The sequence below is a fragment of the Shewanella sp. HL-SH2 genome, from assembly GCF_051164935.1.
Classification (GTDB): Bacteria; Pseudomonadota; Gammaproteobacteria; order Enterobacterales; family Shewanellaceae; genus Shewanella; species Shewanella glacialimarina.
Window position 1 is genome coordinate 2,377,130 of sequence record NZ_CP195035.1, and the last position, 26,408, is coordinate 2,403,537.

Sequence of the window (26,408 nt, forward strand, 5' to 3'; positions counted from 1 at the left end):
ATTGTTATAATTTATGTATTTTTGCTGCTTAGTAGCACGTCAATTAATTTGTCTGTTTGCGCGCTAGAGGCAAAACTGAAGCGAATAGCGTCGGCTAAACGAGGGTCTTTATAGGCCCTAGCGACAATGCCATTGTCTGTCAGTAATTGTGCTATTTCCGTCACATTTTTAAAGCGAGCTAGGGCAAAGTTACCTTTTGCTGTCAGCACCTGGGCACCAAGTTGTTGTAGTACCTGAGTAAGTCGCTCACCTTGTTGGTTTAAGCTAGCCACTTGCTCACGCATCAGCTTAATACCATCAGAACTTAACGCCTTGGTGGCTAATTCAGACACTGGCAGTGGTACAGGGTAAGGCGCAATCACTAACATGACCAAATCAATAATGGTTTCATTCGCTAGCATAAATCCGCAACGGGCACCGGCTAAAGCAAACGCTTTAGATAAAGTCCGTAACACCACAAGATTTGGGTATGTCGACAGTAAATCTGCAACCGAATACTCAGGGCTAAATTCAATATAAGCTTCATCAACCACTACTATCGCTTGAGGCGCACTTGCAATCGCCTTTTCAATATCTTGTTTGCTGATGATAGTGCCAGTCGGGTTGTTGGGATTACAAATAAATACCAGTTTGGCATCGCCAATTTCAGCTGGCCAGTTTTCGGGTAACTGATAATCACTGGTTAAACTCAGTGCTGTTACACCGACATTAAAGGTAGCTGCACTGATGGCATACATACCATAAGTAGGACCAAATGAGGCAATAGTGTCTTTACCCGGCGTACAAAAAGTGCGGATAAGTAATTCAATCGCTTCATCTGCGCCGCGACTTGCAATAATCTGACTTGGCTTAACCCCTGAATAATCAGCATACGCATTGATTAGTGCAGGTGGTTGGCATTCTGGGTAGCGATTTAATTTATCTAAATCACTATTGTTAAAAGGTGATTCATTAGCATTAATCCAAATGTCGCCTCGGCCACCAATGCGTCTAGCACTTTGATAAGGGGTCAGTTCAAGTAACTCGGGTCGTGCTAATTTTTTTGCATCAAATGTGTTCATCAACGTGTGCTCATAAATCAATTCTATTATTGCTGCCAATGATGGGTTTATCATCACAGCGCCAAGATTACTGTTATTTTTCTAAGCTTGCTAATCTGATTGCAACTGCATTTTTGTGCGCATCTAACAGTTCATTTTCGGCTAAGGTCATCACGGTTTGGCCAATGTTTTTCAGGCCTTCAGCGCTGAGTTCTTGGACGGTAAAGCGTCGACTAAAATCCGCTAGTGATAAGCTAGATACCGCGCGACTATAACCGTAAGTAGGTAACACATGGTTAGTACCACTGGCATAATCGCCAACGGATTCTGGTGTGTATGCACCTAGAAAAACCGAACCTGCAGCACGGATAGTGCTGAGCAAAGCCCGTGGGTTTTCAGTTTGAACGATTAAGTGCTCCGGGCCATATTGGTTGGATACTTGTACCGCTTGAGCGAGATCATCAACCACTAAGCTTCGGCTACATTCAAGTGCTTTGGCGGCAATATCTTGTCGTGGTAACAGTGCCAGTTGAATAGTGAGCTGAGCATTCACAGCATCAGCTTGCCCTACGCTGTTGGTCACCAACATCACTTGCGAGTCCACGCCGTGCTCAGCTTGTGACAGCAAATCCGCTGCAATAAAAGCAGGATTGGCTTGGTCATCGGCAATCACCAACACTTCAGACGGTCCAGCAGGCATATCAATGGTGACACTGACGCGGTTATCTTGCGACACTAAGCGTTTAGCTTCGGTAACATAACGATTACCTGGGCCAAATATTTTATCGACTTTAGGTATAGTCTCTGTACCAAATGCCAAAGCGGCGATGGCTTGAGCACCACCCACTTGATATATCTCAGTAATACCACACACCTTGGCCGCATAAATAATCGCATCATTTATTGGCGGTGGGCTAACTAATACACGTTGCTCACAACCGGCAATTCTAGCGGGCAGGGCCAGCATCATTACTGTTGATATAAGTGGTGCAGTGCCACCTGGAATATACAAGCCGACTTTTTCAATCGCTTCAGATCTAAGCTCACATCGCACGCCTACTTGAGTTTCAATATCAATCGGCTTAAATATTTGTGCCTGATGAAACGCTTCAATATTAGCAACTGCCTGGGCAATGCTTTGTTTTACCTTGTCTGACACTCTAGCACTGGCAGAATCTATCTCTGCAGTTGTTAGGGCAAGATCATCAATGATAGCGCCATCAAACTGCTGATTAAATTTAGAAATAGCCGCATCACCATCTAATACCACTTGTTCGATAATGCTGCGAACTAGCTGCTCAACACTGTTATCACCCACCAAAGGTGAGCGTTTTAATGCCGCAACTTGCTGGTTAGCAGATAAACTATTCCAATTAAGGATTTGCATTGGTGATGAAGACTGTAATGGTGCTTGTGTCATGGTCATCAGTATTACCCCATCATTTTTTCAATTGGCATTACTAAAATAGAGGTGGCACCTAAGGCCGTTAACTGCTCCATTGTGTCCCAGAATAAATCCTCAGAGCTGACTGCATGCACAGCAACACGATTTGAATCATCATTAAGTGGTAACACAGTTGGGTTTTCAGCACCTGGTAATAAAGCCACAATTTGATCTAAAGTGGCTGTTGGCGCGTGTAACAGGATGTACTTGCTTTCACGTGCGCGGATAACGCCATTAACTCGTGACAGTATTTTGTCGATTAACGCTTGCTTAGCCGGTGTTTGAGTTTGATTAGATTGAATGATGCAGGCCATTGAGCGGTAAATGACTTCAGTTTCATATAATCCATTGGCTTCAAGGGTCGCACCCGTTGACACTAAGTCACAAATACCATCGGATAAACCCGCACGTGGTGCGACTTCTACCGAGCCTTTAAGCATACAGTCGCTGTAACTAATACCTTTTTCTTGCATATAACGGCGCAGAATATTGGGATATGAAGTGGCAATACGCAGACCCTCTAGTGAGCTGGCATCCTTATAGCTGAACTCATTAGGCACAGCGAGTGATAACCGACAGGCACCAAAGTCAAGCTCACGTAATTTTGTGAAGTCAGCAGGCTTTTTGACTAATTGACGTTCTAATTGTTCTTCTTCTAGAACATTCTCGCCTATGATCCCTAAGTCAACGACACCGTCCATTACTAAACCTGGAATGTCATCATCACGTACACGAAGTAGGTCGATAGGCATATTGTCGGCGTGGGCGATAAGGCGCTGCTCATTCACATTAAACTTTACACCACAGCTTTTCAGCAATTGTTGTGACTCTTTAGATAAGCGCCCTGATTTTTGAATAGCGATGCGTAAACGGTTTGATTCAGTCATTGATATATACCTGTATAATAAAGTTGAAAATAAATAGTAAGATTTTAAATATAAAAACAATTAGTTAAAAATAAAAAGCAAACTTAAGAAAACAAAAAACCCCTGAAATTGCTTCCAGGGGTTTGTGATAGTTTCACCGCCGGAAGGGAAATAAACCCTCGGCAGTAAGCATCCGAAGGCTACCGCATATGGTGGTGATGATGGATTGTAGTAGCTAGGATTAATATCATTGTTCGTCTCTTAATAATGTTAATGCAGATACCCAAATGGTTATCTTGATAAATTCTGATGAAGTTACCGTTTATACGGCCGTAAACTTCTATACCATAAAACTTAACCGCTATTGATGTTGTTTGCAATAGCGAATAAAGGCAAATGGTAATTTATTTACACATTTTATGGTAATAACTTAGAACAATTTAAATTAACGGCTATTTTTGTAGAAAAAACAAACAAAAAAGCCAGAAGTAAATATTTCTGGCTTTTAAATGGCATAGCCATTAATTGTATTTCACCAACATCATAGAAACTGTTTGCAGTGATTACTTGACTCGCATTCCTGGTTGAGCACCTTCGTGGGGCTCAAGAATCCATAACTCATCACCACCAGGACCTGCCGCTAATACCATGCCTTCTGACATGCCAAAACGCATTTTTCGTGGTGCTAGGTTGGCGACCATGACGGTCAACTTACCCACTAGGTCTTCTGGTGCATAGGCTGATTTTATACCGGCAAACACTTGTTTGGTCTCGCCACCTAAATCCAGTTCAAGCTTAAGCAATTTGTCAGCGTCAGGCACATGTTCCGCTTTGGCTATGCGGGCAATGCGCAAATCTAGTTTCGCAAAATCATCAAATTCAATAGTGTCACTGATTGGGTCATCCTGTAGCGGATTACCTGTACTGACTTTTGCAGGTGCTTTATCAGCTTTAGCAGCCTTTTTAGGTTTTGCTTCTTCAGGTGCTTGGGTAACTTGTAAGTTGTCTTTAGAGGCATCAACCATAGCAGCAACTTTGTCTAGGTCCACACGTTGCATCATCGCTTTAAAAGGCACTATTTCATGGTTAGCCATATCTTTATCCAAGCTTTCCCATGTTAATTCAACTTGTAAAAACGCTTCAACATCTTGGCTTAAACGCGGTAATACCGGCTTTAAGTAAGTCACTAAGATACGGAACAAGTTTAATGAAATAGAGCACACTTGATGCGCTTGTTGCTGCTGGTCTTCATGCTTAATTAACTGCCAAGGGGCTTGCTCAGCCACAAAAGCATTGGCTATGTCGGCTAATGCCATGATTTCACGCATTGCTTTACCGTATTCACGGGTTTCGTAAAATTCAGCAATTTGATCTTGTTTGGCTAAAAATAATTCAGCTAGGCTGTTATCTTCAATGGTCGCTAACTTGCCATCAAAACGTTTGCTGATAAAGCCAGCTGTCCGTGATGCTAGGTTGACTAATTTGCCGACAAGATCAGAGTTAACACGCTGAGCAAAGTCTTCAAGGTTTAAATCTAAGTCATCAATACGGCTGCTCAGTTTTGCCGCGTAGTAGTAACGCAAAAACTCAGGGTCTAAATTGTCTAAATAAGTACGCGCCTTAATAAAGGTGCCCTTTGATTTAGACATTTTCGCGCCATTCACAGTCACATACCCATGGGCAAAAACGCTGGTCGGTTGGCGATAGTTAGCGCCATGAAGCATTGCTGGCCAGAATAAACCATGGAAATTGACAATATCTTTACCGATGAAGTGATAAACCTCTGCGGTTGAATCTTTGGCCCAAAACTCATCAAAGTTAACGCTAGGGTTTTTATCACAGAAGTGTTTGAAAGAGCCCATGTAACCGATTGGTGCATCTAACCATACATAGAAGTATTTACCCGGGGCATCAGGTATTTCAAAACCAAAATAGGGCGCATCACGAGAAATATCCCATTGTTGCAAGCCTTGCTCAAACCACTCTTTTAGCTTGTTAGACACTTCAGGTTGCAATGAACCTGAATTAAGCCAGGTATGTAACATGCCTTCAAATGCCGGTAGGTCAAAGAAGAAATGCTCGCTGTCTTTCATTATTGGTGTTGCACCAGAAACCGCAGACTTAGGATTAATAAGATCTGTAGGGCTGTAGGTTGCGCCACAATTGTCACAGTTATCACCGTACTGATCTTCAGACTTACATTTAGGGCAGGTTCCCTTTACAAATCTGTCTGGTAAAAACATCGACTTTTCAGGATCAAATAGCTGTGAAATAGTCTTGGTTTTGATGTAGCCGCCGTCGCGAAGTTTCAAATAAATGCTGCTGGCCAGCTCACGATTTTCAGGACTGTGGGTGCTGTGGAAATTATCGAACTGAATATTGAAATCAGCAAAATCCTGTTGATGTTCTTCTTGAACTTGCGCAATCATTTCTTCTGGTGCAATACCAAGTTGCTGAGCTTTAAGCATGATAGGCGTGCCGTGGGCATCGTCTGCACAAATAAAGTGACATTCATGTCCGCGCAACTTTTGATAGCGAGACCAGATATCAGTTTGAATGTATTCAAGCATGTGGCCTAAGTGAATTGGGCCATTAGCATAAGGAAGGGCGCTGGTAACCAGAATTTTACGTTGTGATTGGGTCATTTTTTCTCAACATCGAATTTCGCTAAAAATATTGCCAAGATACTAACTGAAAAATGCAATATTTTCACCAAAACATGCACTAAAAAGGTGTATTTATAACTAAAAAATAATGAAGTTCTGATACACTTGCACAAATTTGTCAACGGGAGTCATGCTTTTGTCTATTTCCTATCCTGATTATCAACTTGATGCACAATTATTAGCCTCAGTGCTTGCCATTTTAGATGCACATCAAGATCCCTATTTAAAACAAGACTTAGTCTCTGCCGGTTGTGTTGTAAAATTAGCCATTGAAGGTAAAAGGTTACAATTAGGTTTGGTATATCCTTATCCTTGTATGACTCAATATCGCGACACCGTGATGGCTATAACCAATAAACTTGCAGTGCTAGATGCCATTGACGAAGTTGAATGTGAAATAGATTTTCAGCCGCGGGTTTATTCAGCCATTACCTCTGTAGAACCGATTAAAAATGTCAAACAAGTCATTGCTATTGCCTCAGGCAAGGGTGGCGTTGGTAAATCAACTACAGCAGTTAATTTAGCCTTAGCATTAAAAGCTGAAGGGGCAGAAGTGGGCATTTTAGATGCCGACATATATGGTCCATCGATTCCGCTTATGCTAGGTATTCCCAATTTCCGCCCACAAAGCCCCGACGGTAAAATGATGACAGCCGCTTCGGCTCACGGCATTGCAGCACAATCAATTGGTTTTATGCTAGGTGATGGTGAGGCTGCTGTATGGCGTGGGCCAATGGCAGCAGGCGCATTAGTACAATTAATGAATGAAACCCAGTGGCCAGAATTAGATTATCTGATTATAGATATGCCGCCAGGTACAGGTGACATTCAATTAACCCTATCGCAAAAATTTCCCGTAAGTGGCGCGGTAATTGTCACTACGCCACAGGATATTGCCTTAGCTGATGCGCAAAAAGGCATTAGCATGTTCAATAAAGTACAAATTCCAGTACTCGGTATTGTTGAGAACATGAGCTTTCATTTATGCCCAGAGTGCGGTCACAAAGAACACCCATTTGGAACCCATGGCGGCAGTAAAATTGCTGAACGCTATAATGTGCCATTATTAGGGGCGTTGCCGTTAAATATTAATATTCGTGAATCGATGGACAATGGTGCGCCTAGCGTGGTCACTGAGCCTGATTCTGAAGTGTCTGGTATTTATCGTGAAATTGCGCGCAAGTTAGGCGCGCAATTAGCATTACAACAAGTTAAATCAACTGTTTCTATTAGTATATCGGACGACGAGTAAGGTCAAAGCATGAATTCTCCACAGTGTGTCATTATTGGTATCGCCGGTGCATCGGCATCAGGTAAAAGCTTAATTGCGAATACTATTTTTCAAGAGCTTTGCCGTGATCTGGGCACCAACCAAATAGGGGTTATCAATGAAGATGCGTATTATCGTGATCAATCTCATTTGACCATGGATGAGCGGATTCAAACCAACTATGACCACCCTAAAGCACTTGACCATCAACTGCTTGCTAGCCATTTAGAAACATTAAAACGTGGTGAGGCTGTTAACATTCCACGTTATAGTTACACCGAACATACTCGTATATCTGAAACGCTCGAAATGCAGCCTAAAAAAGTCATTATTCTAGAAGGGATTTTGTTACTAACCGATCCTAAGTTACGTGAACTCATGGATGCCAGTGTGTTCATGGACACACCACTAGACATCTGTTTTTTACGGCGATTAACACGAGATGTTGCAGAACGTGGTAGAACAATGGAATCGGTTATCTCACAATACAAGAAAACAGTACGTCCGATGTTTTTACAGTTTATTGAACCGTCAAAGCAATATGCCGATATCATTGTGCCCCGTGGTGGCAAAAATCGTATCGCAACCGATATATTAAAGGCACGTATTCAACACTTGCTGGCTAAGTAACATCACTCACTATTAAAGGCTCGATTACTTAATTAAGGTTGTGCTAATGCGTTTAACCGATATCGAAATAGAACAAAGCTTAGATGATGGGTTGATTATTATTGACCCAAGACCTCCAGTTGAAGCTATTTCAGGTGTCAGTGTTGACGTCCGCCTTGGCAGCCAGTTTAGGGTATTTCAAGATCATACTGCACCCTATATTGACTTAAGTGGTCCTGCCGCTGAAATGCAAGTTGCCTTGGATAAGGTGATGGGCGATAAAATTAATATTGCTGACGGTGAAGCGTTTTTTCTTCATCCTGGCGAATTAGCTTTAGCTGTTACCCTTGAAACTGTTACCTTACCGGCCGATATTGTCGGTTGGTTAGATGGCAGGTCATCATTAGCCCGATTAGGCTTAATGGTTCATGTTACCGCCCATCGAATCGATCCCGGTTGGCAAGGCAAGATTGTATTAGAGTTTTTCAATAGTGGTAAATTGCCATTGGCGCTTCGTCCTGGCATGACCATTGGTGCATTAAATTTTGAGCGTTTAAGCTGTCCAGTGGCGCGGCCATACAATAAACGTAAAAGTGCAAAATATAACAACCAGCATGATGCCGTAGCCAGCCGGATAAGTCAGGACGATAAATGACGCAAGTTTGGGTAAATCAACAACATATGGCAAGCGTCAACCCGTTTGATCGTGGTTTAGCTTATGGCGATGGTCTGTTTGCGACTATGCGAACCTATCCTTCTACGTCCATCAAAGCTGGCATTATGTTGTTAGATTTACACTTAACTAGACTGGAGCAAGGCAGTAAACGACTTAACCTTAATTGGTCTGCATCTAGTCAATTACGCAAGCATTTAATTTATCTCGCCAGTAGTTATCCCAATGCATGTGTCAAATTACTGCTGACTCGTGGTGTTGGTGGCCGTGGTTATCAAGCGCCTGAAATAGCCAATATTACCGAAATCACCTCAGTACATGAAATACCTGAGCATTATAAAACTTGGCAAAAAAGTGGCGTTGCGTTAACTACCTCACCAGTCACTTTAGCTCGACAACCACTGTTAGCGGGTATTAAACACCTTAATCGGTTAGAGCAAGTGCTGATAAAATCACATACTTTACCCACTGGATTTGATGATTGGTTAGTCTACGATACTCAGGGATATTTGATTGAAGCCTCAATGGCGAATATCTTTATAGTTAAAGATAATCAAGTGTTTACTCCTGCGATTAATCAAGCTGGTGTGAGTGGTGCAATGCGTGAAGCTGTGATTGACATCATGTTAGCACGGGGTGTTGCAGTTCATGCGACTCAGCTAAACAGTAATAGTGTATTAATGGCTGATGCTATTATGATGAGTAATAGTTTGCTCGGCCTTATTGATGTTGTACGAGTCGATAAAAACAGCTATCAGCCATGGTCTCACACGCAAGCTATTGCACAGCAGTTGCAAACGCTATTAAGCTAAGGCACTTTACTTGTGCCAACAAGAATCATTCACCTAATTAGATGTCTATGAAAACAACAATAATAACCCGATTGTTAGCCAGTTTAATTCCACTTTTAGCCATTATGTGTTTAGTGGGTTATTGGTATGCAAAAGATATTTTGCAATACAAAAATCAGCCATTAACGCTGACGGAACCCACAATCATTACCGTGACATCTGGTACATCTTTACTGAAATTAACCCAGGAATTAGAACAACAAGGCATTATTACTGAAAGCTGGAAAGTGCGCTTGTTAGTCAAACTAGAACCTTATTTAGGCGATATTAAAGCTGGGCTTTATCAGATGGTGCCAGGCGATAAGCTGGTGGATTTTATCAACCGACTGAGATTAGGCCAAGAAATGGTATTTTCAGTGACATTTGTTGAAGGTAAAACCATTAAGGAATGGATACCAGTATTACAAGGTCTAGAACACATGAAATATGATGAGAATGTGTTTATTAAAGTACTTGAAGCAAATGGCGATACCACAGGATTACCTGAGGGTAAGTTTTTCCCAGAAACTTATCACTATCGTGTCGATGAAACGTTATTTTCAATGATGCAACGCAGTTACTTAATGATGCAAACTCATTTGGCGCAAGCCTGGGAACAGCGCGATCCTGATTTAAAATTAAACTCGCCCTATGAACTGCTGATTATTGCTTCAATTATCGAAAAAGAAACCGCTAAAGATGAAGAACGTAATTGGGTCAGTGCAGTATTTAATAATCGTTTGAAAAAGGGCATGCGTTTACAAACGGATCCCACCATTATTTATGGTATGGGCGACAGATATAAAGGCAATATTACTAAGAAAGACATACTAGAAAAAACCGCTTTTAACACTTATCGAATTGATGGCTTACCCCCTACACCGATAGCGGCTCCAAGCAAGGCGTCTTTATATGCGGCAGCAAACCCGGCCAAAGTGAATTATTTGTTTTTTGTATCAAGAAATGATGGCAGTCATATTTTTTCATCGACGTATAAAGAACATAACCGTGCTGTAAATGAATATCAGAGAAAGAAAAAATGAGTCAACAATTAGGACAATTTATTGTTATCGAAGGCCTAGAGGGTGCTGGTAAATCTAGTGCGGTGTCTTTAGTTCAAAGCATTATTACTGAACATACAGGCCAAACACCAGTATGTACCCGAGAACCTGGCGGCACACCTCTGGCTGAAAAAATTCGCGACTTAGTTAAAATTGCCGATGAAAACGATCCCTTGTGCGATGAAGCAGAATGCTTACTATTTTATGCAGCACGTACCCAGTTAATTACTAATGTGATTAAGCCTGCATTAGCCAAAGGTCAGTGGGCGTTAGGTGACCGTCACAATTTATCATCGCTAGCATATCAAGGCGGTGGCAGAGGTTTAATGCCATTAGTTAAAGCCATTAGTGATGCTAGTTTACATGGCTTTAAACCTGACTTAACCCTGTATTTAGATATTGACCCTAGCCTAGGTTTACAACGCGCATCTGCCCGTGGTGCACTTGACCGAATTGAGTTGCAACATATTGCATTTTTTGAACGTGCCCGTGCTACCTTCTTAGCCTTTGCAGCAGAAGACGAGTCCATTATTGTTATTGATGCAAGTCAGTCAATCGACAAAGTACATCAAGATATTCGTGATAAATTAACCAAAAGATTATTAGCAGTAAAACGGCCTTAAGCAATGCTGATACAAGGGGTAACAAGATGACAGACTATACTTTGACACAACTACCTTGGTTGGCTACTCCATTTGAGCGGTTTGCTAAGCTGTGTTACCAAAATCAACATAGTCATGCCCAACTTATCCCTGTCGATATCGCTTTAGGAGGTATCGAACTGGCTACTGAAATGGCTCAAATGGCATTGTGTGTCGACAAAACCCCAGTGGGTGCTTGTGGTATATGTAAAGCATGCTTGTTATGCAAATCAGGTAATCATCCCGATTTACATTGGGTACGCAGTGATGGCAATCAAATCAAAGTCGATCAAATACGCGAGTTATGTCAATCATTACTGCATACCGCACAGCAGTCAGGTGCTCGTGTTGCTGTAATAGAGCAAAGTGAACGGATGAACATTGCCGCGGCCAATGCCCTGCTTAAAACATTAGAGGAACCTGGCGCGAATACGTTATTATTATTACAAACCGATACCCCAGCGAGTTTATTGCCGACCATAACAAGCCGTTGCCAAAAAATAGCCTTTACTCACCCAACTAAAACACATATAACTGATTGGCTTGACGCACTGGATTTATTACCAATTGCCAATGCCCAGGGGCAACGACATGATGTTACTTGGTGTTTAGGCGTGGTAGGTGGTCCGTTAAAGTTAGCCGCTAGCCTGCAGTCAAAACATTACCCACAATTACTTGAATATCGACAAGATTGGTCCGCAAGCTTACAATCGGGTCACTTGCAAAATAGTTTGTTAAAGTTAACTGATATACAAATAATAGATGCTTTGAAGGTTTTATATTTGTACTTAAGGCAATATGTGTTAAAAAGTAATAAGTTAAATCCATTAATTCAATCAAAAGTGATTGAATTAGCTGGTGATGTTATGCACATGACCCATAAATTAGCTACAATGGCTAATGTAAACACACAGGCTTTATGTCAAAATTATGTTTTACAATTCAGGCACGTGCTAGCATTAAGCTAAGTGCTATGCTTAAACCGCTTAATATAAGTACTCACATCATTTTATAAGAGAATTAAGAGATAATATGGTCGACTTGGTGGTTAATTACGATACTCTGCACCAGCTATATCGTGCCTATATGCCGTTTATTAAACCGGCGGGATTATTTGTGGCAACTACAGAAAGTCATTTTTTAGGTCAAGAGCTCACCATTGCATACCGTTTACCTAACACTAGCCAAATTAATGAATTTAAAGGCTCTGTGGTATGGATTAATCCTATTGGCGCATCGGGTGGAAGACCTGCAGGGATTGGTATTAAAATTAGAACCGACCCTGAAAGCCATAAACACCATATTGAAAAGTTATTAGCACAAGAATTATCGTCAGGTGATTTGACCTGTACCATGTAGCTCGGTATCCTCTGCATCCCATTTATCTAATTCTCGTCTGTTATTATGCTAATTGATTCACATTGTCACCTGGACCGTTTAAAAGCGGCGCCAGATCAAGCCTCGTTACAAATTATTATGGATAACGCCAAAGCCCAAGGGGTGGATTATCTATTGTGTGTGAATGTGCGCCAGCAAGGTTTTGAACAAATGCGCGATAAAGTAGCGCAGTTTGATAATATTTTTTTATCATCAGGGGTGCATCCCTTAGATGTTAAAGAAGGCTTAGATGTTGATCAAATTAGACGTTTTGCAACCGATCCTAAAGTGATTGCAATTGGTGAAACAGGTTTAGATTATTTTTATGCCGATGAAACTAAAATTCTGCAACAACAATGTTTTGAGCAACAAATTGCCTTAGCTGTTGAAGTCAATAAACCCCTTATTGTCCATACTCGTGATGCCAGAGAAGACACTATAGCCATGCTTAGAAATGGTCAAGCTGACAAAGTGGCAGGGGTGCTCCATTGTTTTACAGAAACATGGGAAATGGCCAAAGCCGCAATGGATTTGGGTTTTTATATTTCAGTCTCGGGTATTGTCACGTTTAAAAATGCCGGTGAGCTACGTAGCGTGATCCGTAAAGTCCCAAAAGATAGATTATTGGTTGAAACAGATTCCCCTTATCTTGCGCCTGTGCCACATCGCGGCCAAGAAAACCAACCAGCTTATGTTCGTGATGTTGCAGAGTTTGTTGCAGAGCTTCGCGGTGAAAAGTATCAAGATCTGGCGGACTACACTTCAGAGAACTTCTTTAATTTGTTTAAGGATGCCGGGAAGTTGATCGGTCGTTAAACAAGATTATGCGTTGTTTAAATAGTTATTTTTTTGCAAAAAAAAGACCCAAAACGATCCGATTGTCTTGGGCCTAGGGAAATGGCTCTTTACAGAGCCGTGCGCTAGAGTTGAGGAATTAATCTCTGCACAAATTATAGTCAGCACTTTGGGTTTGCGCTTAAAAAAACATCATTTATTTATTGTTTTCGGTGATTTTTTTAGCAAAGTTAAGTAAACGCATTATTTATCATATGATTAGTCGACTATAAAAAAGCAAAAAAGCCTGAATCATTTCAGGCTTTTTGCTTTCTTGGCATCTGTGTTTTAAGCGTTTCTGTTTAAAGAGCTTGTTTTGAGCGCCAGTGCTTTAAGGCCTGTAGTAGAATGCTACAAGCGCTATTATGTGTAAGCCACTTTGTCTCTAACCAATTCACGTGGCAGATTGTTCTTCAGTCTATGGCCTAAGTGCTTAACAACGCCTAATGCACATTGATGATGACTAACTAACATTTCGCCGTGTGCATGTTGATTGAGCCACTGTTGTCGCTCAGGGCTAAAACTGGCCGTTTCAATATCTCTACCCATCAAAAACTGTTGTGCTTGTAGTGATGTTAACTCAATGCAATTTTGATTGTTTAGGGTGGAACCTACTAAAGCTATGATAGCTTCATGTCTGACCTTAAAGCCTTTTTTTAACGCATCAGCAAGCTTAAGACCAATCCGTTGGAAACGCATTTTTCCTACCATAGGCATAAATTGATTGGGGAATAGCCAAAACTCATCGTCTCTTTGCATGACTATCGCATCATTGGGCAAGCTAATATCAAAGTGAGATAATAAATAGTCCTTTAGCGCTTCAATTTGTTTATCTGCTATTGGGCTAAAGGGAAAGTTTTTTTGCAACTTAGGTTGTTTTTTAATCCGCTCTATTGGAGCTTTTTTACGAATTTTTGCAACGAAGAAGCCTTCACTATCAAAAATTTGTGGCCATACATGTAAGAAGCCTTCTGGAGTACAGGCGGCTTGCGCATTGGGGAATAAATCATTCAATGGCACAAACTCTACCGCATCAGGATACGTTTGCTGTAAATGATAACAAATATGCTGATTCTCTAATTGGCTCAATGTGCACGTTGAATATACTAAGGTGCCGCCAGTCTTTAATGCGAGAAAAGCCGCTTCGATAAGATCTTTTTGGGTATCTGCTATTGCGGTAACATCGCTGATATCCCAATTTTTTAATGCATTAGCATCTTTGCGAACTGTACCTTCACCACCACAGGGAGCATCTAATAATATGGCGTCAAAAGTATCATACATATATTCGCCAAATACTCGGCCGTCAAAATGGGTTAACGCCACATTACTTGCGCCCATACGAAGCACATTGGCATGCAGTACTTTTACCCGACTAGCAGAATACTCATTGGCCACGAGTAAGCCTTTATTTTGCATTAGTGCGGCCATCTGAGTGGTTTTTGAACCAGGTGCAGAAGCGACATCTAAAATGAGTTCAGGTGATATATCATCAAATAACGCTGTTGGCGGAAGCATTGAACTGGCTTCTTGAATATAAAATAGCCCTTGAATATGCTCAACCAAATTACCGAGTTGTTGCTCGTCATCGACATTAATCCAAAAACCATCTTCACACCAAGGTATGGGATCAAATTGCCAGCCTTTGTTTTGCATCAATAGCACAAACTCAGCGCTAGTGATTTTTAATGTATTGACTCTAATGGATTTTCGTAGCGGTTTGTCACAGATAGCGATAAATTCATCCAGAGAAAGGTGCTTGGGTAATTCATCGCTGATGTGTTTGATAAAATTTGGATTTAATTGAACCATAATGCAGACATTGTTTACTCACGTGGCATAATTGCCAAGATAATATCATGGAATGTATCAGCTTGGTTATTCAGCGATATAAACTAGCCGCGACAAATGCGTTAAACGGTTCAAAGTAAATTTGCCAAGCAAAGGGAGATTATGTGCTAAATCGAGTGTGGTTAGGTTTTTTCATTGTTGCAGCAATGGCTATCGTATTGCAGTTATTATCTGGCAATGTGGCAGTATTAAGCGATTCTGTGAGTGCGCTTTTTGCCAGCGCCAAACTTGCTGCTGAAATATCTCTGGGGTTAATTGGTGTATTAGCCCTTTGGATGGGATTAATGCAGGTAGGTGAAAAAGCCGGTGTAGTGGGCTTATTTGCTAAATTGTTTGAGCCATTACTGTGCAAACTAATGCCTGATGTTCCGCGTGGACATCCTGCTTATGGCAGCATTAGCATGAATTTAACCGCCAATATGCTTGGATTAGACAATGCAGCTACGCCGCTTGGCTTAAAAGCAATGCAAGATTTACAAAGCCTAAATCCGAATAAAACCGTGGCGACTAATGCTCAAATTCTTTTCTTGGTACTGAATACTTCTTCAGTAACATTAGTGCCTGTCACGGTATTTTTATATCGAGCACAACAGGGCGCAGCATCGCCCGCTGAGATTTTCTTGCCTATTTTATTAGCCACTTGTGCCTCAACAATCGTCGGTTTATTAGTGGTGGCAATCGTGCAACGCATTTCATTATTTAACAGCGTTATTTTAGCTTATGGTGCTTTGCTATTGTCGCTGATTATGGCGTCGATGTTTTACTTATTAAGCTTAAGCGCAGAAGCTATCGGTCAAGTCTCAAGTGTATTAGGTAATGGCATTTTATTATTACTGGTGATGAGTTTTGTGATAGTGGCTGGAATTAAAAAGGTCGAAATATATGATGAGTTTATTGAAGGTGCAAAAGGCGGCTTTAATCAGGCGGTACAATTAATTCCTTACCTATTAGCTATGTTGTTGGCCATTGGATTATTACGGGCTTCAGGCGCGTTAGATTATGTATTACAAGGGCTGGCAAGTTTAGTGTCTATGCTGGGTTATGACACACGATTTATTGATGCTATGCCAACCGCTATTATGAAGCCATTTAGCGGCTCAGGTGCTAGGGCTATGATGCTAGAAACCATGGAATATCATGGGGTTGACTCCTTTGCTGGGCGTTTAGCGGCTATTTTTCAAGGCAGTACTGAAACCACCTTTTATGTGTTGGCGGTTTATTTTGGCTCGGTAGGTATTCGAAACGGTCGTCATGCATTAGGCTGTGGTTTAGCGGCTGACTTGGGCGGCATTATTGCCGCCATCAGTGTGTGTTACTGGTTTTATGGTTAATATAAGCAGAGTGGATCCATTACTGGTAAAAGTTAATCAATAATTGATTTATCTCATCCGCTTTTTCTTGTATGGCTAAATGGCCTGCAAGCTGTACATGGTGTAGTTTTGCGCCGCTAATTTCATCACTCATCAAGTAACTTTCTAATACGGTACGTAAATGATTTTCTACGCCAACTATCACCAGTGTTGGTAGGGTAAATTGTTCCACTAACTCCATGGTATCGCGCTTAAATATTGCCATATGGGCAAAACGACTTAATACCGGCACTTGTTGGCTATCAATGTTTTGCAGTTTTTGGCTAAATAGCTCAACAGCAGTCTTATCTTGGTTTGTTTTAGCAAACATTAATGGGCTAATAGTGTCAGCTAATTCGCGAGTGATGGTTTTAGTATCATTCATAATATCTAACCATTGCTGATATTTAACACAATTCACTTCTGGCTCGAAGCCTATAAATGCGTTGATCATTACCAGCGATTGTACTTTTTCAGGAGCGTTTAACACCATTTCTGCTGCAATCGCACCGCCGCAACCGTGGCCAATAATATGGTACTTCTCGATATTTAATTCTGCTAAAGCAGACGCAATGTGCTGTGCAACATCAAGTAAGTTTTTGGTGGTGGCAGGTATACTTTTACTGTCACCGTGGCCCCATAAGTCAATGGCAATACAACGATAGTGCTGACTTAGACTTTGTAGTTGAGCTTGCCAGATTTGTCTATTAGCAAATAAGCCATGTAATAATACAATGACATCACCTTGGCCAATGTCAGTGAAATGCAGCGGCTGTTGGTCAATTAAACAATGCTTTGAACTGGATAACATAATAAGACTCAGTAAATGGGAAAAGGATAGCTATGGTTGTTATTCATTGTATTTTTGAAGATTAATTCGACATAACAATTGGTGTGCACTCAATGGTTTCGCCAAATGTTTACAATGGGTTATATTGGCACGTTGGCCACAAACTTAACGTAATGGTTAACAAGTTCATCTAGCCTAGCCATTACGGGAGATTTTAATTCGAATTCCGCGTATTCAAAAACCTTATATAAATCCTGGCACAGATATGACTCTGTGTAATGACTGGCAACAGGGTAATAACTTAAATGCCATTCTTCGGTGCTCACTCCACTTTTTCCTTGTTGAAAAGGGAAGTAAAAACCAAATTGGTTAGCATGTTGTTGTAGCCATTGATATAAAGCATGGCAAGGGCCATTAGCTTGATATTCAGCGGCAACTAACTGTAATGCATCACGGTCAATCTTACTGGGGTCATATACATCAATATCTGTTCCCCAGTGGTGCCTAGATGCACCAGGCAGTGCAGACCAAATTAAAATTGAATCGATAATTTGCTGCGATGATAAGGATTCAAAATGAAGCGGTTGATGTTGTTTATCAAGCAGTGGCCGCTTACCGGTAGCTTTGGCATTCCAAATTGATAATTGCTTATCAAAGCTGCGATAAGCTGAGCATATCGCCATATCAATACCTTGGCGCTTTGCCGCATCACGCATAGTCGAAAATGCTTTTGCGGCTTCTGGTTGTAATAAAACAGATTCAAACTTAACTAAATTAGCCTCATCCAAGCCATAAAGGTGAGGATGTGAGATCGCTAATGCATTTTTGTTAATGCTTGAATCTGTAATAGGCTCTAGTCGCACAATAGTTTTTCCAGTATTCGCTCATAACATAACGTCAGTAGCTCAAGGTCGGCTATATTCACAGACTCATTTACTTTATGAATGGTTGCATTAACCGGACCAAGCTCGATAACTTGAGCGCCAGTTGGCGCGATAAAGCGGCCATCGGATGTGCCACCGGTTGTTTGTGGATCTGTATCATAACCGGTAATTTCGCGAATGCTTTGTTTGGTGGCTTCTAATAATGGGCCGTCACCGGTTAAAAAGGGCAGACCATTGAATACCCAGTTAATATCGTAATCTAAACCATGGGCATCAAGAATACTTAACACCCGTTGTATTAATATTTCGGCGGTCACTTCGGTTGAGTACCGGAAGTTAAACATCACTTGAAGATCACCAGGGATCACATTTGATGCCCCTGTGCCGCCATTAATATTGGCTATTTGAAAACTGGTTGGCGGGAAAAACTCATTGCCGCTATCCCAGTGCATTTGTGCCAGCTCAGTTAATGCAGGAGTGGCTTTATGAATAGGGTTATCTGCAAGGTGAGGATAGGCAACATGGCCTTGAATGCCCTTAACGGTTAAATTGCCCGTTAAGCTTCCACGACGGCCATTTTTAACGACGTCACCGAGTTTATGTGTAGATGAAGGCTCGCCCACTAATGCCCAGGTAATTTTTTCGTTACGCGCTTCTAAGGTTTCGATGACTTTTGGGGTGCCATTAATAAATGGGCCTTCTTCATCACTGGTAATTAGGTAGGCAATAGAGCCTTTATGATCGGGATGTTTAGCAACAAAGCGTTCAGTAGCGACGACCATAGCAGCTAATGATCCTTTCATGTCAGCGGCGCCACGTCCATGTAAGTAACCGTCTATTACGGTTGGCTCAAAGGGCGGGGTATGCCAGCGATTTAAATCGCCTGTTGGTACTACATCGGTGTGGCCCGCAAAACAAAAAACCGGAGATTCAGTGCCACGACGTGCCCATAAATTGGTGGTGTCGTGAAATACCATCGACTCAATATTAAATCCGACCTTGCTAAGACGTTCAGCCATAAGCGGTTGGCAGCCTTCATCAAGTGGGGTAACAGATTTACGTGATAGTAAATCTTTGGCTAAATCGATAACTTGACTCATTTGGTAAACCACGCTTGATAGTCAGCTTCTTTAAAGCCAACCATAATAGTTGAATGATTATCTAACACCGGACGCTTGATCAGGGTAGGGTGTTGTAGCATTAATGCAATTGCTTTTTGCTCGGTCAAATCTGTTTTTTCCGCGTCATCTAAGCTTCTAAAACTGGTGCTACGTTTATTGAATACGGTTTCCCATCCCAAGGTTTTACACCATTTAGCGACAGTATCTTGATCTAAGCCCTGCTCACGAAAGTCATGGAATTGATGTTCTATTTTGTTGGCGTCTAACCATTTACGCGCTTTACGAACCGTGTCGCAATTCTTGATACCATATAACTTCAACCTGAATTCTCCCTTAGCTAAATTATTCGTTACGCTGTTAAATGTTGTAAATGAAAGCGATTAATGAATGCATTTAAGCTCTTTTGTAAGCTAAATTAATGAAACAACAATTTAGTTAGTATTGTGGCATTGTGATTTGGCTTGAACAAGATAAAGACGTGCATTTGAATAAAATTCAATCATGTAAAAATTTAATATTAATATACCCAATTATAAAAGCAAAAATGCAGATACTCGATCTGCATTTAACATTCATAGGTTACGCCTTATAGCGTTTTTATTAAGACAACTGCACAGTGAAAATCACATCTTTACCGGCGGTGACATAACCTTGAGGAGATTTATCTAAGCCTTTAATGTCTTCCATATTGGCCAGTACCACAGGGGTTAATAAGCTTTCTACTTGACCTTGTAAAAAAGCCAAGTCGAACGATAATATAGGATCGCCGGCTTTAACTTGTTGGCCTTCTTCAGCAAGGCGCTTAAAGCCATTACCGCGCAGCTCAACCGTCCCTACACCAAAATGGACAAACAATTCTAATCCTTGGGCAGATTCAATGCTAAATGCATGGTTGGTTTCAAAAATTTTACCAATCGTGCCGTCAATTGGCGCAACAATAAACTCACCCTCAGGATTAATGGCAATGCCATCACCCACAATTTTTTCAGCAAATACAACGTCGGGTACTTTCTCAATTGGCACAATTTGACCTGATACTGGCGCTAAAATAGCAATGCCGCCAGTGAGTTCAGTTTGACCTGATATTAGTCGTCGAATACGGCTTAAAAATCCCATTAGAACAAGCCTCTTATTATGTCGTTATCTTTATGGTTATAGTACACAGCGAACTGTATATCACTTTATACCTATTAGGTGCCAATGGTTAAGCTTTGCCCTATGCATAAGCTTTGGCTAATGTATTTTATTTTGTTGTTTCAGTATTAGGCTTTATATTATCTCAATAAAGCATCTATTTTAGAGCTATAGCGTATTAAACTAGGGCAATTGTTAAACTGATTTAATGTTAATTGTCTAAGTTAAACTTTTTTATCGCTTCGTCAATGGCTGCATTGGTTTTTAGTTGTTTAACCAGTTGTGCATGTTGTAAAAATGTGTGGTAATTACCATTAATGATTCGGGATTTTACCGCTAATAGATTACTGGGGTTAATACTTAACTCATTTAATCCCATGCCCATCAATAAAGGTAAGACGTGCTCATTTCCTGCCAGTTCCCCACATAAACAGACCTTAACATTAGCCTCTTGACAGTCACTGATTGTCATGGCGATAAGCCTTATTACCGCAGGAGACAAAGTGGGATAACTGCTGACAAGCTTAGGGTTAGTTCGGTCAGCGGCAAGGGTATATTGGGTTAAGTCGTTACTACCAATACTGACAAAATCTAAATACGGTAACATACTTGCTAATGCTAATACGGCAGCGGGTGTTTCAACCACTATGCCATATTCTACTGAGCCAAAGCGGGCGCCTTGTTCACGCAGTTGTTGCTTAGCTTGCTCAATTAATTCAAGCGCTTGTTGCAGCTCTTCAAGTTGACTCACCATTGGAAACATTAATCGAATTTGACCGTGACTAGCAGCCCGTAAAATAGCCTTAATTTGCACCATAAACATTTCTGGGTGCTGCAAACTATAACGAATACCTCTCACCCCCAAAGCGGGATTGTCTTCGGTATGCTGATGTAAACAGGGGATCTCTTTATCTGCGCCGACATCAAATGTTCTAATCGATAGCATTTGCCCACTGAGTGCGTGCATAGCCTCAGAATATAATTTGTATTGCTGATTTTCATCCGGTAACGCTTTAGCGTTCATCAATAAAAATTCAGTTCTAAACAGGCCAATACCCTCAGCACCTACCTGCATTAATGAGCTGATATCGTTTAGGCTACCGACGTTAGCGCGTAATATAAGTGGATGGCCATCACGGGTTTGACTCAGTATATCTTTGTAAGTCATTAGCGCTTGTTGTTGCTCAAGGTGATGAGCTTGTTTTAGCTGTAAAGAGGCTAATTCAGTCGGTGTTGGATTGATATATAAAACACCACTCATGCCATCTAAAATCAGCGGTGATCCATCTGTAATATGGCCATCTTGACTAGACCAAGGACAATTAAGTAATGCAGGAATACCGGCGGACCGAGCAAGAATGGCTGTATGGCTTGTTAAACCGCCAGACTCTAGCACTATCCCTTTAATAAACTCGAGTGGCAGCATAGCAAAATCAGCAGGGGTAAGATCGTCTGCTAATAAGATGGTATCTTGGCTCAGTTTGGATAAGTCGTGTTGGTTAGCACCCTGTAATATGGTTATTAGGCGCTGACCGAGTAACAAAATATCTTGACTACGGTTAGCAAGATAAGGGTCTGCCATTTCTGCGATGACTTGCGCTTGATCATTAAAGGTTCTATCGATGGCAACAGCGGCACTGACGCGATATTGTACAATATGTTGTTGCATGTCAGTTAATAACTCATCATCTTCAAGTAGCAATATATCGGCATCGATAAGTTGAAAATTGTCACAACTTGGGCAAACACGTTGTTGGCAGTCTTGTAAGTATTTTATCAGTTTACTAATTGCGGTGTTTAACGACTTTTTTTCAGTTTCTATACTAGAAAGGGGTAACAAACGAAGATCAAGCGGTTGAGGCTGGGTGGTAATATTGAGCGCATGCCCAAAGGCGATACCTGTTGAAACCACAATGCCATTAACTTGCATGATAACCTCTTAGCTTAAGGTGATAAGTAGTTCTGAAACCCTTTCAACGGCCTGTTGAGCTTGTTCGCCCTGGGCGATTACCGTGACTTCAACGCCTTGGTATAAACCGAGTGTCTGTAATTTAAATAAGCTTTTAGCGCTAGCTTGCTTACCGTTGCATTCTACGATGACATCGCAATCGAAACTTTTTGCCTCTTTTACCAGTAATGCCGCCGGACGAGTGTGGATCCCGTGTGGCGCTATGATGGTCACCGTTTTTTGATACATGCTGCTTGAACTCTTATTAATAGCTAAAACGAAAGACAAATCACTATACCTTAATGCAACAGGGCATCAAAGTAAGCAATGTGATTTTCGTTGTATATGAATTAAATCTTAAATTGTTTGAGGGTGTTATCCATTTTTTTACTGATCTTTTCTAACTCATTGGCTTCATGTTCATTAGATTCATTTGCCGCTACCACTTGATGGGTTAAGCCTGAAATGGCGTTAATATTAATATTTACCTCTTCAGTCACCATAGCTTGTTGCTCGGTTGCACTGGCAAGTTGGCTGGTCATGTCGTTGATGTTATCAACTAACGCGAGAATGCTTACCATAGAATCACTTGATTGACGTGCTTTTAATTGTAAGTCATCGGATTGTTTAAGGGTTTGACTATTACTCTCGCGTAAAGATTCAATTCCCTTATGAATTTTAGACACAATGTGATTGATTTCATTGGTCGAGTCTTGAGTTCGGTTTGCCAATGCTCTCACTTCATCTGCTACAACCGCAAAGCCACGACCATGGCCGCCCGCCCGTGCGGCTTCAATGGCGGCATTTAAAGCCAGTAAGTTAGTTTGGTCTGCTATCGCTTTAATCACATCTAAAATAGAGCTTATTTCATTAGATGCAAGGGATAAGCTTTCGCTGACTTGCACATTATGTTGTAGCTCATTGCCTAGCGCCTCACTTTGAACCACTGTTGATAACATCAATTGTTGACCATGTTTGGCCTCTTCAGTCACTTTGTTGGCATTTTCAGCGGTTTGTTGTGTGTTACGCGCCATATCTTGGGTAGTAGTTAACATTTCATGAATTGCTGCTGCAACACTTTGGGTTTCTTGATTCACATTTTGACTGCTCTGCTGTGAGGTGCTGACCGCCTTTAATAACTCGTTGGCATTGATATTGAGTTGATTGCCTATTGGATTTAATTCTGCAACAACATTAGCAATTTTGACGACAAACAAGTTAAATGCTTTGGCTAATTCAGAGACTTCATCTTTACCATTTTCATCCAGTCGTTGACGTAAATCGCCTTCACCTGCGGCAATGTCCCGCATAGTTTTGATGGCGATATTGATAGGTTGGGTGATTGAATGATTAAGCAATAAGAAGAAGATAAAAATAGGCACAGAAATCATCATCATAATGATTAAGTAGTCAATTATGATACTTTTGAGTGCGGTATTAATGCTGTCGTTATCGGCATAAGAAAGTACATAATGTTGCTGTCGGTTATCATATTTTATTGATAATAAACGTGTTTGAGAGTCGCCATTTATAGTGAATGTAATTGACCCATTCGATAACCCCTGTCTTTTAGCTAAATCAAGCATTGCATTAAGACTGAGATGGCCATTGATATCGGTTATCTTGGTTATGTCGGCATTAGCAAAAAAAACATCAGTAGACGGTGATAATAGCTTTTTGTAGTTATCTAGCAGATAAATAGGATTTTGAGCTTGCTGATTAATAGCATCAAGAATGGCTACAATGGTTAAACTAGGGGTGTTTTGAGAGGCTAATTCCTCCACTGTTGCATTGAATTGGCCAATATTACCCGCTAATTGATGATATTTTTCATTAACCAGATTGTCATATTGTTCTTTAACGGAAAAACTACCAAAACATACAGTACCGATTGCCGCAAGAATTAGCATGATAAATAGGCGTTTTAATATGGTTAACTGACGTAATGAAGCTATCATTTTTATCCTTAAAATTATCAACCCTAGAAGCCGTTGATTATAAAGATTAATTGACTTTACAGGAGTTTATTGTCGCAAAAATGTGAGGCAAGATACATTTAATAGAAAAAATTTAAATAACAGCTATAATTTATTAATTTATTGTAAATCAATAGTTTAATTTGTTAAATGCAATGTTGACTCATATTTTATGCTAAAGAGTTGTTTTAATTTTGATTTTTTATCAATTTACCCGCAAGATTAGCTTAATTATAAAAATAAGGTGTATGCCATGAACGCTTCTCAAACCGTTAAAAACGACGATATTTTACTAAAACTGTGTCATTCAGTTTCCCATGTATTATCCAATACCACTGCAAGTAGTGTTATCCATGCTGGAATGGTGCAATCTATTTCTCGTACTCGTTTAAAGCCCGACTTAGGTTGCTTTTCTATTTTTGACGGCGGCTTTTCTGGTTTAGTGGTGATCAACTTCTCCGCCGACGCAGCAATTGAAATTTATCGTCGCTATATGATCAATATGGGTATGCCTGAAAATGAATTGGCTTTTTCTCATACATCTGATGACGTTGCCAATGTGATGGGTGAGTTGATGAACCAAATGCTGGGGGATTTTATCAGCAAAGTATCGAAAGAGTTACAAACCTCTATTAGCCAAAGCCAGCCTAAAATGCTGACACTTAATAAAGAGCTTACTATTTCTGTTGATACCAATTTAGATAATGCAGTTGCCCGCCGTGTTTCATTTAGAACACAGAACAATCATATATTTTATCTTGAGTTTGCCATGGATAAAACTGAGTTTATTCGTTCAAGAGATTTCGAAATGGATGAAGAGTTTGATCCTGATGCATTAATTGAAACCCATAGAAAGCAACATGATAAAACTGCAAGTGAGTCAGCCAACTCAATCGCAGTTAAAGACTCAGTGACAGATGAGGCAGATAGCTTGCTTGATGAGTTAGGAATATAAATAACCATTATTTCACTCATTAAATTAACAAGGTAGAACAGTAAAAATGGCATCTAAAGCAACCTCAATTGACATTGCCTATCGCGCAGGGGTATCCCAGTCAACGGTTTCTCGCGCGTTAAGAAATAGTCCTTTAGTTAATTTAGAAACCCGGCAACGCATACAAGCGATAGCTAAAGAATTAAATTATAAAGTGGATAAAAACGCCAGTAATCTTCGTACTCAAAATAGTCATACATTGGCGCTACTGATTTGTGAAGATCCCACTAATGATGATTCATTGATTAATCCGTTCTTTCTTTCTATGTTGGGTTCCATTACCCGGGCTACCGCCCGTCAGGGGTATGACTTACTGGTGTCATTTCAACAGCTTTCTAGTGACTGGCATGCGGACTATGAAGACAGTAATAAGGCCGATGGTATTATCTTGCTTGGTTATGGCGATTATATGGATTACGCCCACAAGCTAGAAAAACTGCTAGAGCAAAATACTCACTTTGTAATATGGGGCGCTGAACATAATAATAAATCTGTACTATCAATCGGGTGTGATAATCACCAAGGTGGGGTTATAGCCACAGCGCATATGCTGCAACAAGGTCGAAAACAAATTGCATTCTTAGGGGATTCCTCAAGCCGTAGCCCAGAATTTAGAGACCGTTACTTAGGCCACTGTGAAGCCCTAAAAAACCAAAATATTCCCCTTGATAAGCAATTACAATTTGATGCTATTAGCACTGAAAGCTCAGGCTTTGATGCTGCCAATGCCTTGCTGGACAAAGGGACTCAATTTGATGCTATTTTTGCAGCCAGTGATTTAATTGCAATTGGTGCTCTTAGGGCGTTAAAAAAACGCGGTGTTAACGTACCCGAAGATGTCGCTATTATTGGTTATGATGATATACCTGTGGCTAGTTTTGCCAATCCGCCACTAACCACCATTAAGCAAAACACCCAATTGGCGGGGGAGATTTTAGTGGACAGTGTACTCAAACTGATCCGCGGGCAAGAAGTGTCACCTATGTTAATTCCTACCAATCTAGTGGTGCGTCAATCTTGTGGTTCAACAATAGATTAATGGGTAAATAT

General features: G+C 40.8%; 25 protein-coding genes. 12 read left to right on the forward strand and 13 right to left on the reverse strand.

What is annotated here, in order from left to right; all coding sequences use genetic code 11:
* Positions 1 to 11: 11 nt before the first annotated feature.
* From hisC to metG, 4 genes are all read right to left on the reverse strand, one after another.
* Complete coding sequence (gene hisC, locus ACRWP9_RS10340; RefSeq protein WP_434929020.1) at positions 12 to 1,061, reverse strand: histidinol-phosphate transaminase; 1,050 nt, start codon at positions 1,059 to 1,061, stop codon at positions 12 to 14.
* Positions 1,062 to 1,134: 73 nt separating this feature from the next.
* Positions 1,135 to 2,427, reverse strand: a complete 1,293-nt coding sequence (hisD, locus tag ACRWP9_RS10345) for a histidinol dehydrogenase (protein WP_434929022.1) — start codon at positions 2,425 to 2,427, stop codon at positions 1,135 to 1,137.
* A gap of 44 nt (positions 2,428 to 2,471) precedes the next feature.
* On the reverse strand, positions 2,472 to 3,371 hold the full coding sequence (hisG, locus tag ACRWP9_RS10350) for an ATP phosphoribosyltransferase (protein WP_434925948.1): 900 nt from the start codon (positions 3,369 to 3,371) through the stop codon (positions 2,472 to 2,474).
* Positions 3,372 to 3,913: 542 nt separating this feature from the next.
* A complete protein-coding gene (metG, locus tag ACRWP9_RS10355; RefSeq protein WP_434925949.1) occupies positions 3,914 to 5,995 on the reverse strand; it encodes a methionine--tRNA ligase in 2,082 nt (693 codons plus the stop codon).
* A gap of 151 nt (positions 5,996 to 6,146) precedes the next feature.
* Between metG and apbC the strand changes: the two genes are divergently transcribed.
* The 9 genes from apbC (at position 6,147) to ACRWP9_RS10400 (ending at position 13,293) form a co-directional block, all read left to right on the forward strand.
* Positions 6,147 to 7,268, forward strand: a complete 1,122-nt coding sequence (gene apbC / locus ACRWP9_RS10360) for an iron-sulfur cluster carrier protein ApbC (protein ID WP_434925950.1) — start codon at positions 6,147 to 6,149, stop codon at positions 7,266 to 7,268.
* 9 nt (positions 7,269 to 7,277) lie between these two features.
* Positions 7,278 to 7,916, forward strand: coding sequence for a uridine kinase (gene udk / locus ACRWP9_RS10365; RefSeq protein ID WP_434925951.1), 639 nt, complete (start codon positions 7,278 to 7,280; stop codon positions 7,914 to 7,916).
* A 46-nt stretch (positions 7,917 to 7,962) separates the two neighbouring features.
* Positions 7,963 to 8,550, forward strand: coding sequence for a dCTP deaminase (dcd, locus tag ACRWP9_RS10370; RefSeq protein WP_434925952.1), 588 nt, complete (start codon positions 7,963 to 7,965; stop codon positions 8,548 to 8,550).
* Entirely contained in the window at positions 8,547 to 9,380 is an 834-nt protein-coding gene (gene pabC, locus ACRWP9_RS10375) for an aminodeoxychorismate lyase (protein WP_434925953.1), read from the forward strand. The genes dcd and pabC overlap by 4 nt, the downstream gene beginning before the upstream one ends.
* A gap of 47 nt (positions 9,381 to 9,427) precedes the next feature.
* Positions 9,428 to 10,441 carry an endolytic transglycosylase MltG gene (gene mltG, locus ACRWP9_RS10380; RefSeq protein WP_434925954.1) on the forward strand — a complete coding sequence of 338 codons (1,014 nt, stop codon included), beginning with the start codon at positions 9,428 to 9,430 and terminating at the stop codon, positions 10,439 to 10,441.
* Positions 10,438 to 11,082 carry a dTMP kinase gene (gene tmk, locus ACRWP9_RS10385; RefSeq protein WP_434925955.1) on the forward strand — a complete coding sequence of 215 codons (645 nt, stop codon included), beginning with the start codon at positions 10,438 to 10,440 and terminating at the stop codon, positions 11,080 to 11,082. The genes mltG and tmk overlap by 4 nt, the downstream gene beginning before the upstream one ends.
* 26 nt (positions 11,083 to 11,108) lie before the next feature.
* Entirely contained in the window at positions 11,109 to 12,068 is a 960-nt protein-coding gene (gene holB, locus ACRWP9_RS10390) for a DNA polymerase III subunit delta' (RefSeq protein WP_226410089.1), read from the forward strand.
* A 64-nt stretch (positions 12,069 to 12,132) separates the two neighbouring features.
* Positions 12,133 to 12,459 (forward strand): PilZ domain-containing protein, encoded by a 327-nt coding sequence (locus tag ACRWP9_RS10395; protein ID WP_226410088.1) that lies wholly within the window; start codon positions 12,133 to 12,135, stop codon positions 12,457 to 12,459.
* Positions 12,460 to 12,504: 45 nt separating this feature from the next.
* Positions 12,505 to 13,293, forward strand: a complete 789-nt coding sequence (locus ACRWP9_RS10400; RefSeq protein WP_434925956.1) for a TatD family hydrolase — start codon at positions 12,505 to 12,507, stop codon at positions 13,291 to 13,293.
* 381 nt (positions 13,294 to 13,674) lie between these two features.
* Here ACRWP9_RS10400 and rsmF read toward each other — a convergent pair whose 3' ends face one another.
* Positions 13,675 to 15,123 carry a 16S rRNA (cytosine(1407)-C(5))-methyltransferase RsmF gene (rsmF, locus tag ACRWP9_RS10405; protein ID WP_434925957.1) on the reverse strand — a complete coding sequence of 483 codons (1,449 nt, stop codon included), beginning with the start codon at positions 15,121 to 15,123 and terminating at the stop codon, positions 13,675 to 13,677.
* Positions 15,124 to 15,266: 143 nt separating this feature from the next.
* Between rsmF and ACRWP9_RS10410 the strand changes: the two genes are divergently transcribed.
* Complete coding sequence (locus tag ACRWP9_RS10410) at positions 15,267 to 16,493, forward strand: nucleoside recognition domain-containing protein (RefSeq protein ID WP_434925958.1); 1,227 nt, start codon at positions 15,267 to 15,269, stop codon at positions 16,491 to 16,493.
* 19 nt (positions 16,494 to 16,512) lie between these two features.
* Here the strand turns inward: ACRWP9_RS10410 and ACRWP9_RS10415 are convergent, their stop codons facing one another.
* The 8 genes from ACRWP9_RS10415 to ACRWP9_RS10450 all read right to left on the reverse strand — a co-directional run bounded on the left by ACRWP9_RS10415 (position 16,513) and on the right by ACRWP9_RS10450 (position 24,346).
* Positions 16,513 to 17,322 carry an alpha/beta fold hydrolase gene (locus tag ACRWP9_RS10415; RefSeq protein WP_434925959.1) on the reverse strand — a complete coding sequence of 270 codons (810 nt, stop codon included), beginning with the start codon at positions 17,320 to 17,322 and terminating at the stop codon, positions 16,513 to 16,515.
* Positions 17,323 to 17,441: 119 nt separating this feature from the next.
* Positions 17,442 to 18,164, reverse strand: coding sequence for a M15 family metallopeptidase (locus tag ACRWP9_RS10420; RefSeq protein ID WP_434925960.1), 723 nt, complete (start codon positions 18,162 to 18,164; stop codon positions 17,442 to 17,444).
* Positions 18,155 to 19,285 carry a succinyl-diaminopimelate desuccinylase gene (gene dapE, locus ACRWP9_RS10425; protein WP_434925961.1) on the reverse strand — a complete coding sequence of 377 codons (1,131 nt, stop codon included), beginning with the start codon at positions 19,283 to 19,285 and terminating at the stop codon, positions 18,155 to 18,157. Before dapE ends, ACRWP9_RS10420 begins: the two co-directional genes overlap by 10 nt.
* On the reverse strand, positions 19,282 to 19,626 hold the full coding sequence (locus ACRWP9_RS10430; protein ID WP_434925962.1) for an ArsC family reductase: 345 nt from the start codon (positions 19,624 to 19,626) through the stop codon (positions 19,282 to 19,284). Before ACRWP9_RS10430 ends, dapE begins: the two co-directional genes overlap by 4 nt.
* Positions 19,627 to 19,906: 280 nt before the next feature.
* Complete coding sequence (gene crr / locus ACRWP9_RS10435) at positions 19,907 to 20,422, reverse strand: PTS glucose transporter subunit IIA (RefSeq protein ID WP_226410080.1); 516 nt, start codon at positions 20,420 to 20,422, stop codon at positions 19,907 to 19,909.
* A gap of 229 nt (positions 20,423 to 20,651) precedes the next feature.
* Entirely contained in the window at positions 20,652 to 22,370 is a 1,719-nt protein-coding gene (gene ptsP / locus ACRWP9_RS10440) for a phosphoenolpyruvate--protein phosphotransferase (protein ID WP_434925963.1), read from the reverse strand.
* Positions 22,371 to 22,379: 9 nt separating this feature from the next.
* Complete coding sequence (locus ACRWP9_RS10445; protein ID WP_434929023.1) at positions 22,380 to 22,637, reverse strand: HPr family phosphocarrier protein; 258 nt, start codon at positions 22,635 to 22,637, stop codon at positions 22,380 to 22,382.
* Positions 22,638 to 22,738: 101 nt separating this feature from the next.
* Positions 22,739 to 24,346, reverse strand: coding sequence for a methyl-accepting chemotaxis protein (locus ACRWP9_RS10450; protein WP_434925964.1), 1,608 nt, complete (start codon positions 24,344 to 24,346; stop codon positions 22,739 to 22,741).
* Positions 24,347 to 24,617: 271 nt separating this feature from the next.
* Here ACRWP9_RS10450 and ACRWP9_RS10455 point away from each other — a divergent pair, with 271 nt between their 5' ends.
* Positions 24,618 to 25,319, forward strand: a complete 702-nt coding sequence (locus ACRWP9_RS10455) for a DUF3334 family protein (RefSeq protein WP_226410076.1) — start codon at positions 24,618 to 24,620, stop codon at positions 25,317 to 25,319.
* A 46-nt stretch (positions 25,320 to 25,365) separates the two neighbouring features.
* On the forward strand, positions 25,366 to 26,397 hold the full coding sequence (locus tag ACRWP9_RS10460) for a LacI family DNA-binding transcriptional regulator (protein ID WP_226410075.1): 1,032 nt from the start codon (positions 25,366 to 25,368) through the stop codon (positions 26,395 to 26,397).
* Positions 26,398 to 26,408: the final 11 nt, after the last annotated feature.

Excerpts from the sequence above, each read along its gene's own strand:
- dcd (WP_434925952.1), top strand. The coding sequence starts at position 7,963 with ATGCGTTTAACCGATATCGAAATAGAACAAAGCTTAGATGATGGGTTG.
- udk (WP_434925951.1), top strand. The coding sequence starts at position 7,278 with ATGAATTCTCCACAGTGTGTCATTATTGGTATCGCCGGTGCATCGGCA.
- ACRWP9_RS10460 (WP_226410075.1), top strand. The coding sequence starts at position 25,366 with ATGGCATCTAAAGCAACCTCAATTGACATTGCCTATCGCGCAGGGGTA.
- ptsP (WP_434925963.1), bottom strand. The coding sequence starts at position 22,370 with ATGCAAGTTAATGGCATTGTGGTTTCAACAGGTATCGCCTTTGGGCAT.
- ACRWP9_RS10455 (WP_226410076.1), top strand. The coding sequence starts at position 24,618 with ATGAACGCTTCTCAAACCGTTAAAAACGACGATATTTTACTAAAACTG.
- apbC (WP_434925950.1), top strand. The coding sequence starts at position 6,147 with ATGCTTTTGTCTATTTCCTATCCTGATTATCAACTTGATGCACAATTA.
- hisC (WP_434929020.1), bottom strand. The coding sequence starts at position 1,061 with ATGAACACATTTGATGCAAAAAAATTAGCACGACCCGAGTTACTTGAA.
- ACRWP9_RS10395 (WP_226410088.1), top strand. The coding sequence starts at position 12,133 with ATGGTCGACTTGGTGGTTAATTACGATACTCTGCACCAGCTATATCGT.
- dapE (WP_434925961.1), bottom strand. The coding sequence starts at position 19,285 with ATGAGTCAAGTTATCGATTTAGCCAAAGATTTACTATCACGTAAATCT.
- ACRWP9_RS10415 (WP_434925959.1), bottom strand. The coding sequence starts at position 17,322 with ATGTTATCCAGTTCAAAGCATTGTTTAATTGACCAACAGCCGCTGCAT.
- hisD (WP_434929022.1), bottom strand. The coding sequence starts at position 2,427 with ATGCAAATCCTTAATTGGAATAGTTTATCTGCTAACCAGCAAGTTGCG.
- ACRWP9_RS10400 (WP_434925956.1), top strand. The coding sequence starts at position 12,505 with ATGCTAATTGATTCACATTGTCACCTGGACCGTTTAAAAGCGGCGCCA.
- crr (WP_226410080.1), bottom strand. The coding sequence starts at position 20,422 with ATGGGATTTTTAAGCCGTATTCGACGACTAATATCAGGTCAAACTGAA.
- hisG (WP_434925948.1), bottom strand. The coding sequence starts at position 3,371 with ATGACTGAATCAAACCGTTTACGCATCGCTATTCAAAAATCAGGGCGC.
- ACRWP9_RS10450 (WP_434925964.1), bottom strand. The coding sequence starts at position 24,346 with ATGATAGCTTCATTACGTCAGTTAACCATATTAAAACGCCTATTTATC.
- rsmF (WP_434925957.1), bottom strand. The coding sequence starts at position 15,123 with ATGGTTCAATTAAATCCAAATTTTATCAAACACATCAGCGATGAATTA.
- pabC (WP_434925953.1), top strand. The coding sequence starts at position 8,547 with ATGACGCAAGTTTGGGTAAATCAACAACATATGGCAAGCGTCAACCCG.
- holB (WP_226410089.1), top strand. The coding sequence starts at position 11,109 with ATGACAGACTATACTTTGACACAACTACCTTGGTTGGCTACTCCATTT.
- tmk (WP_434925955.1), top strand. The coding sequence starts at position 10,438 with ATGAGTCAACAATTAGGACAATTTATTGTTATCGAAGGCCTAGAGGGT.
- metG (WP_434925949.1), bottom strand. The coding sequence starts at position 5,995 with ATGACCCAATCACAACGTAAAATTCTGGTTACCAGCGCCCTTCCTTAT.
- mltG (WP_434925954.1), top strand. The coding sequence starts at position 9,428 with ATGAAAACAACAATAATAACCCGATTGTTAGCCAGTTTAATTCCACTT.
- ACRWP9_RS10445 (WP_434929023.1), bottom strand. The coding sequence starts at position 22,637 with ATGTATCAAAAAACGGTGACCATCATAGCGCCACACGGGATCCACACT.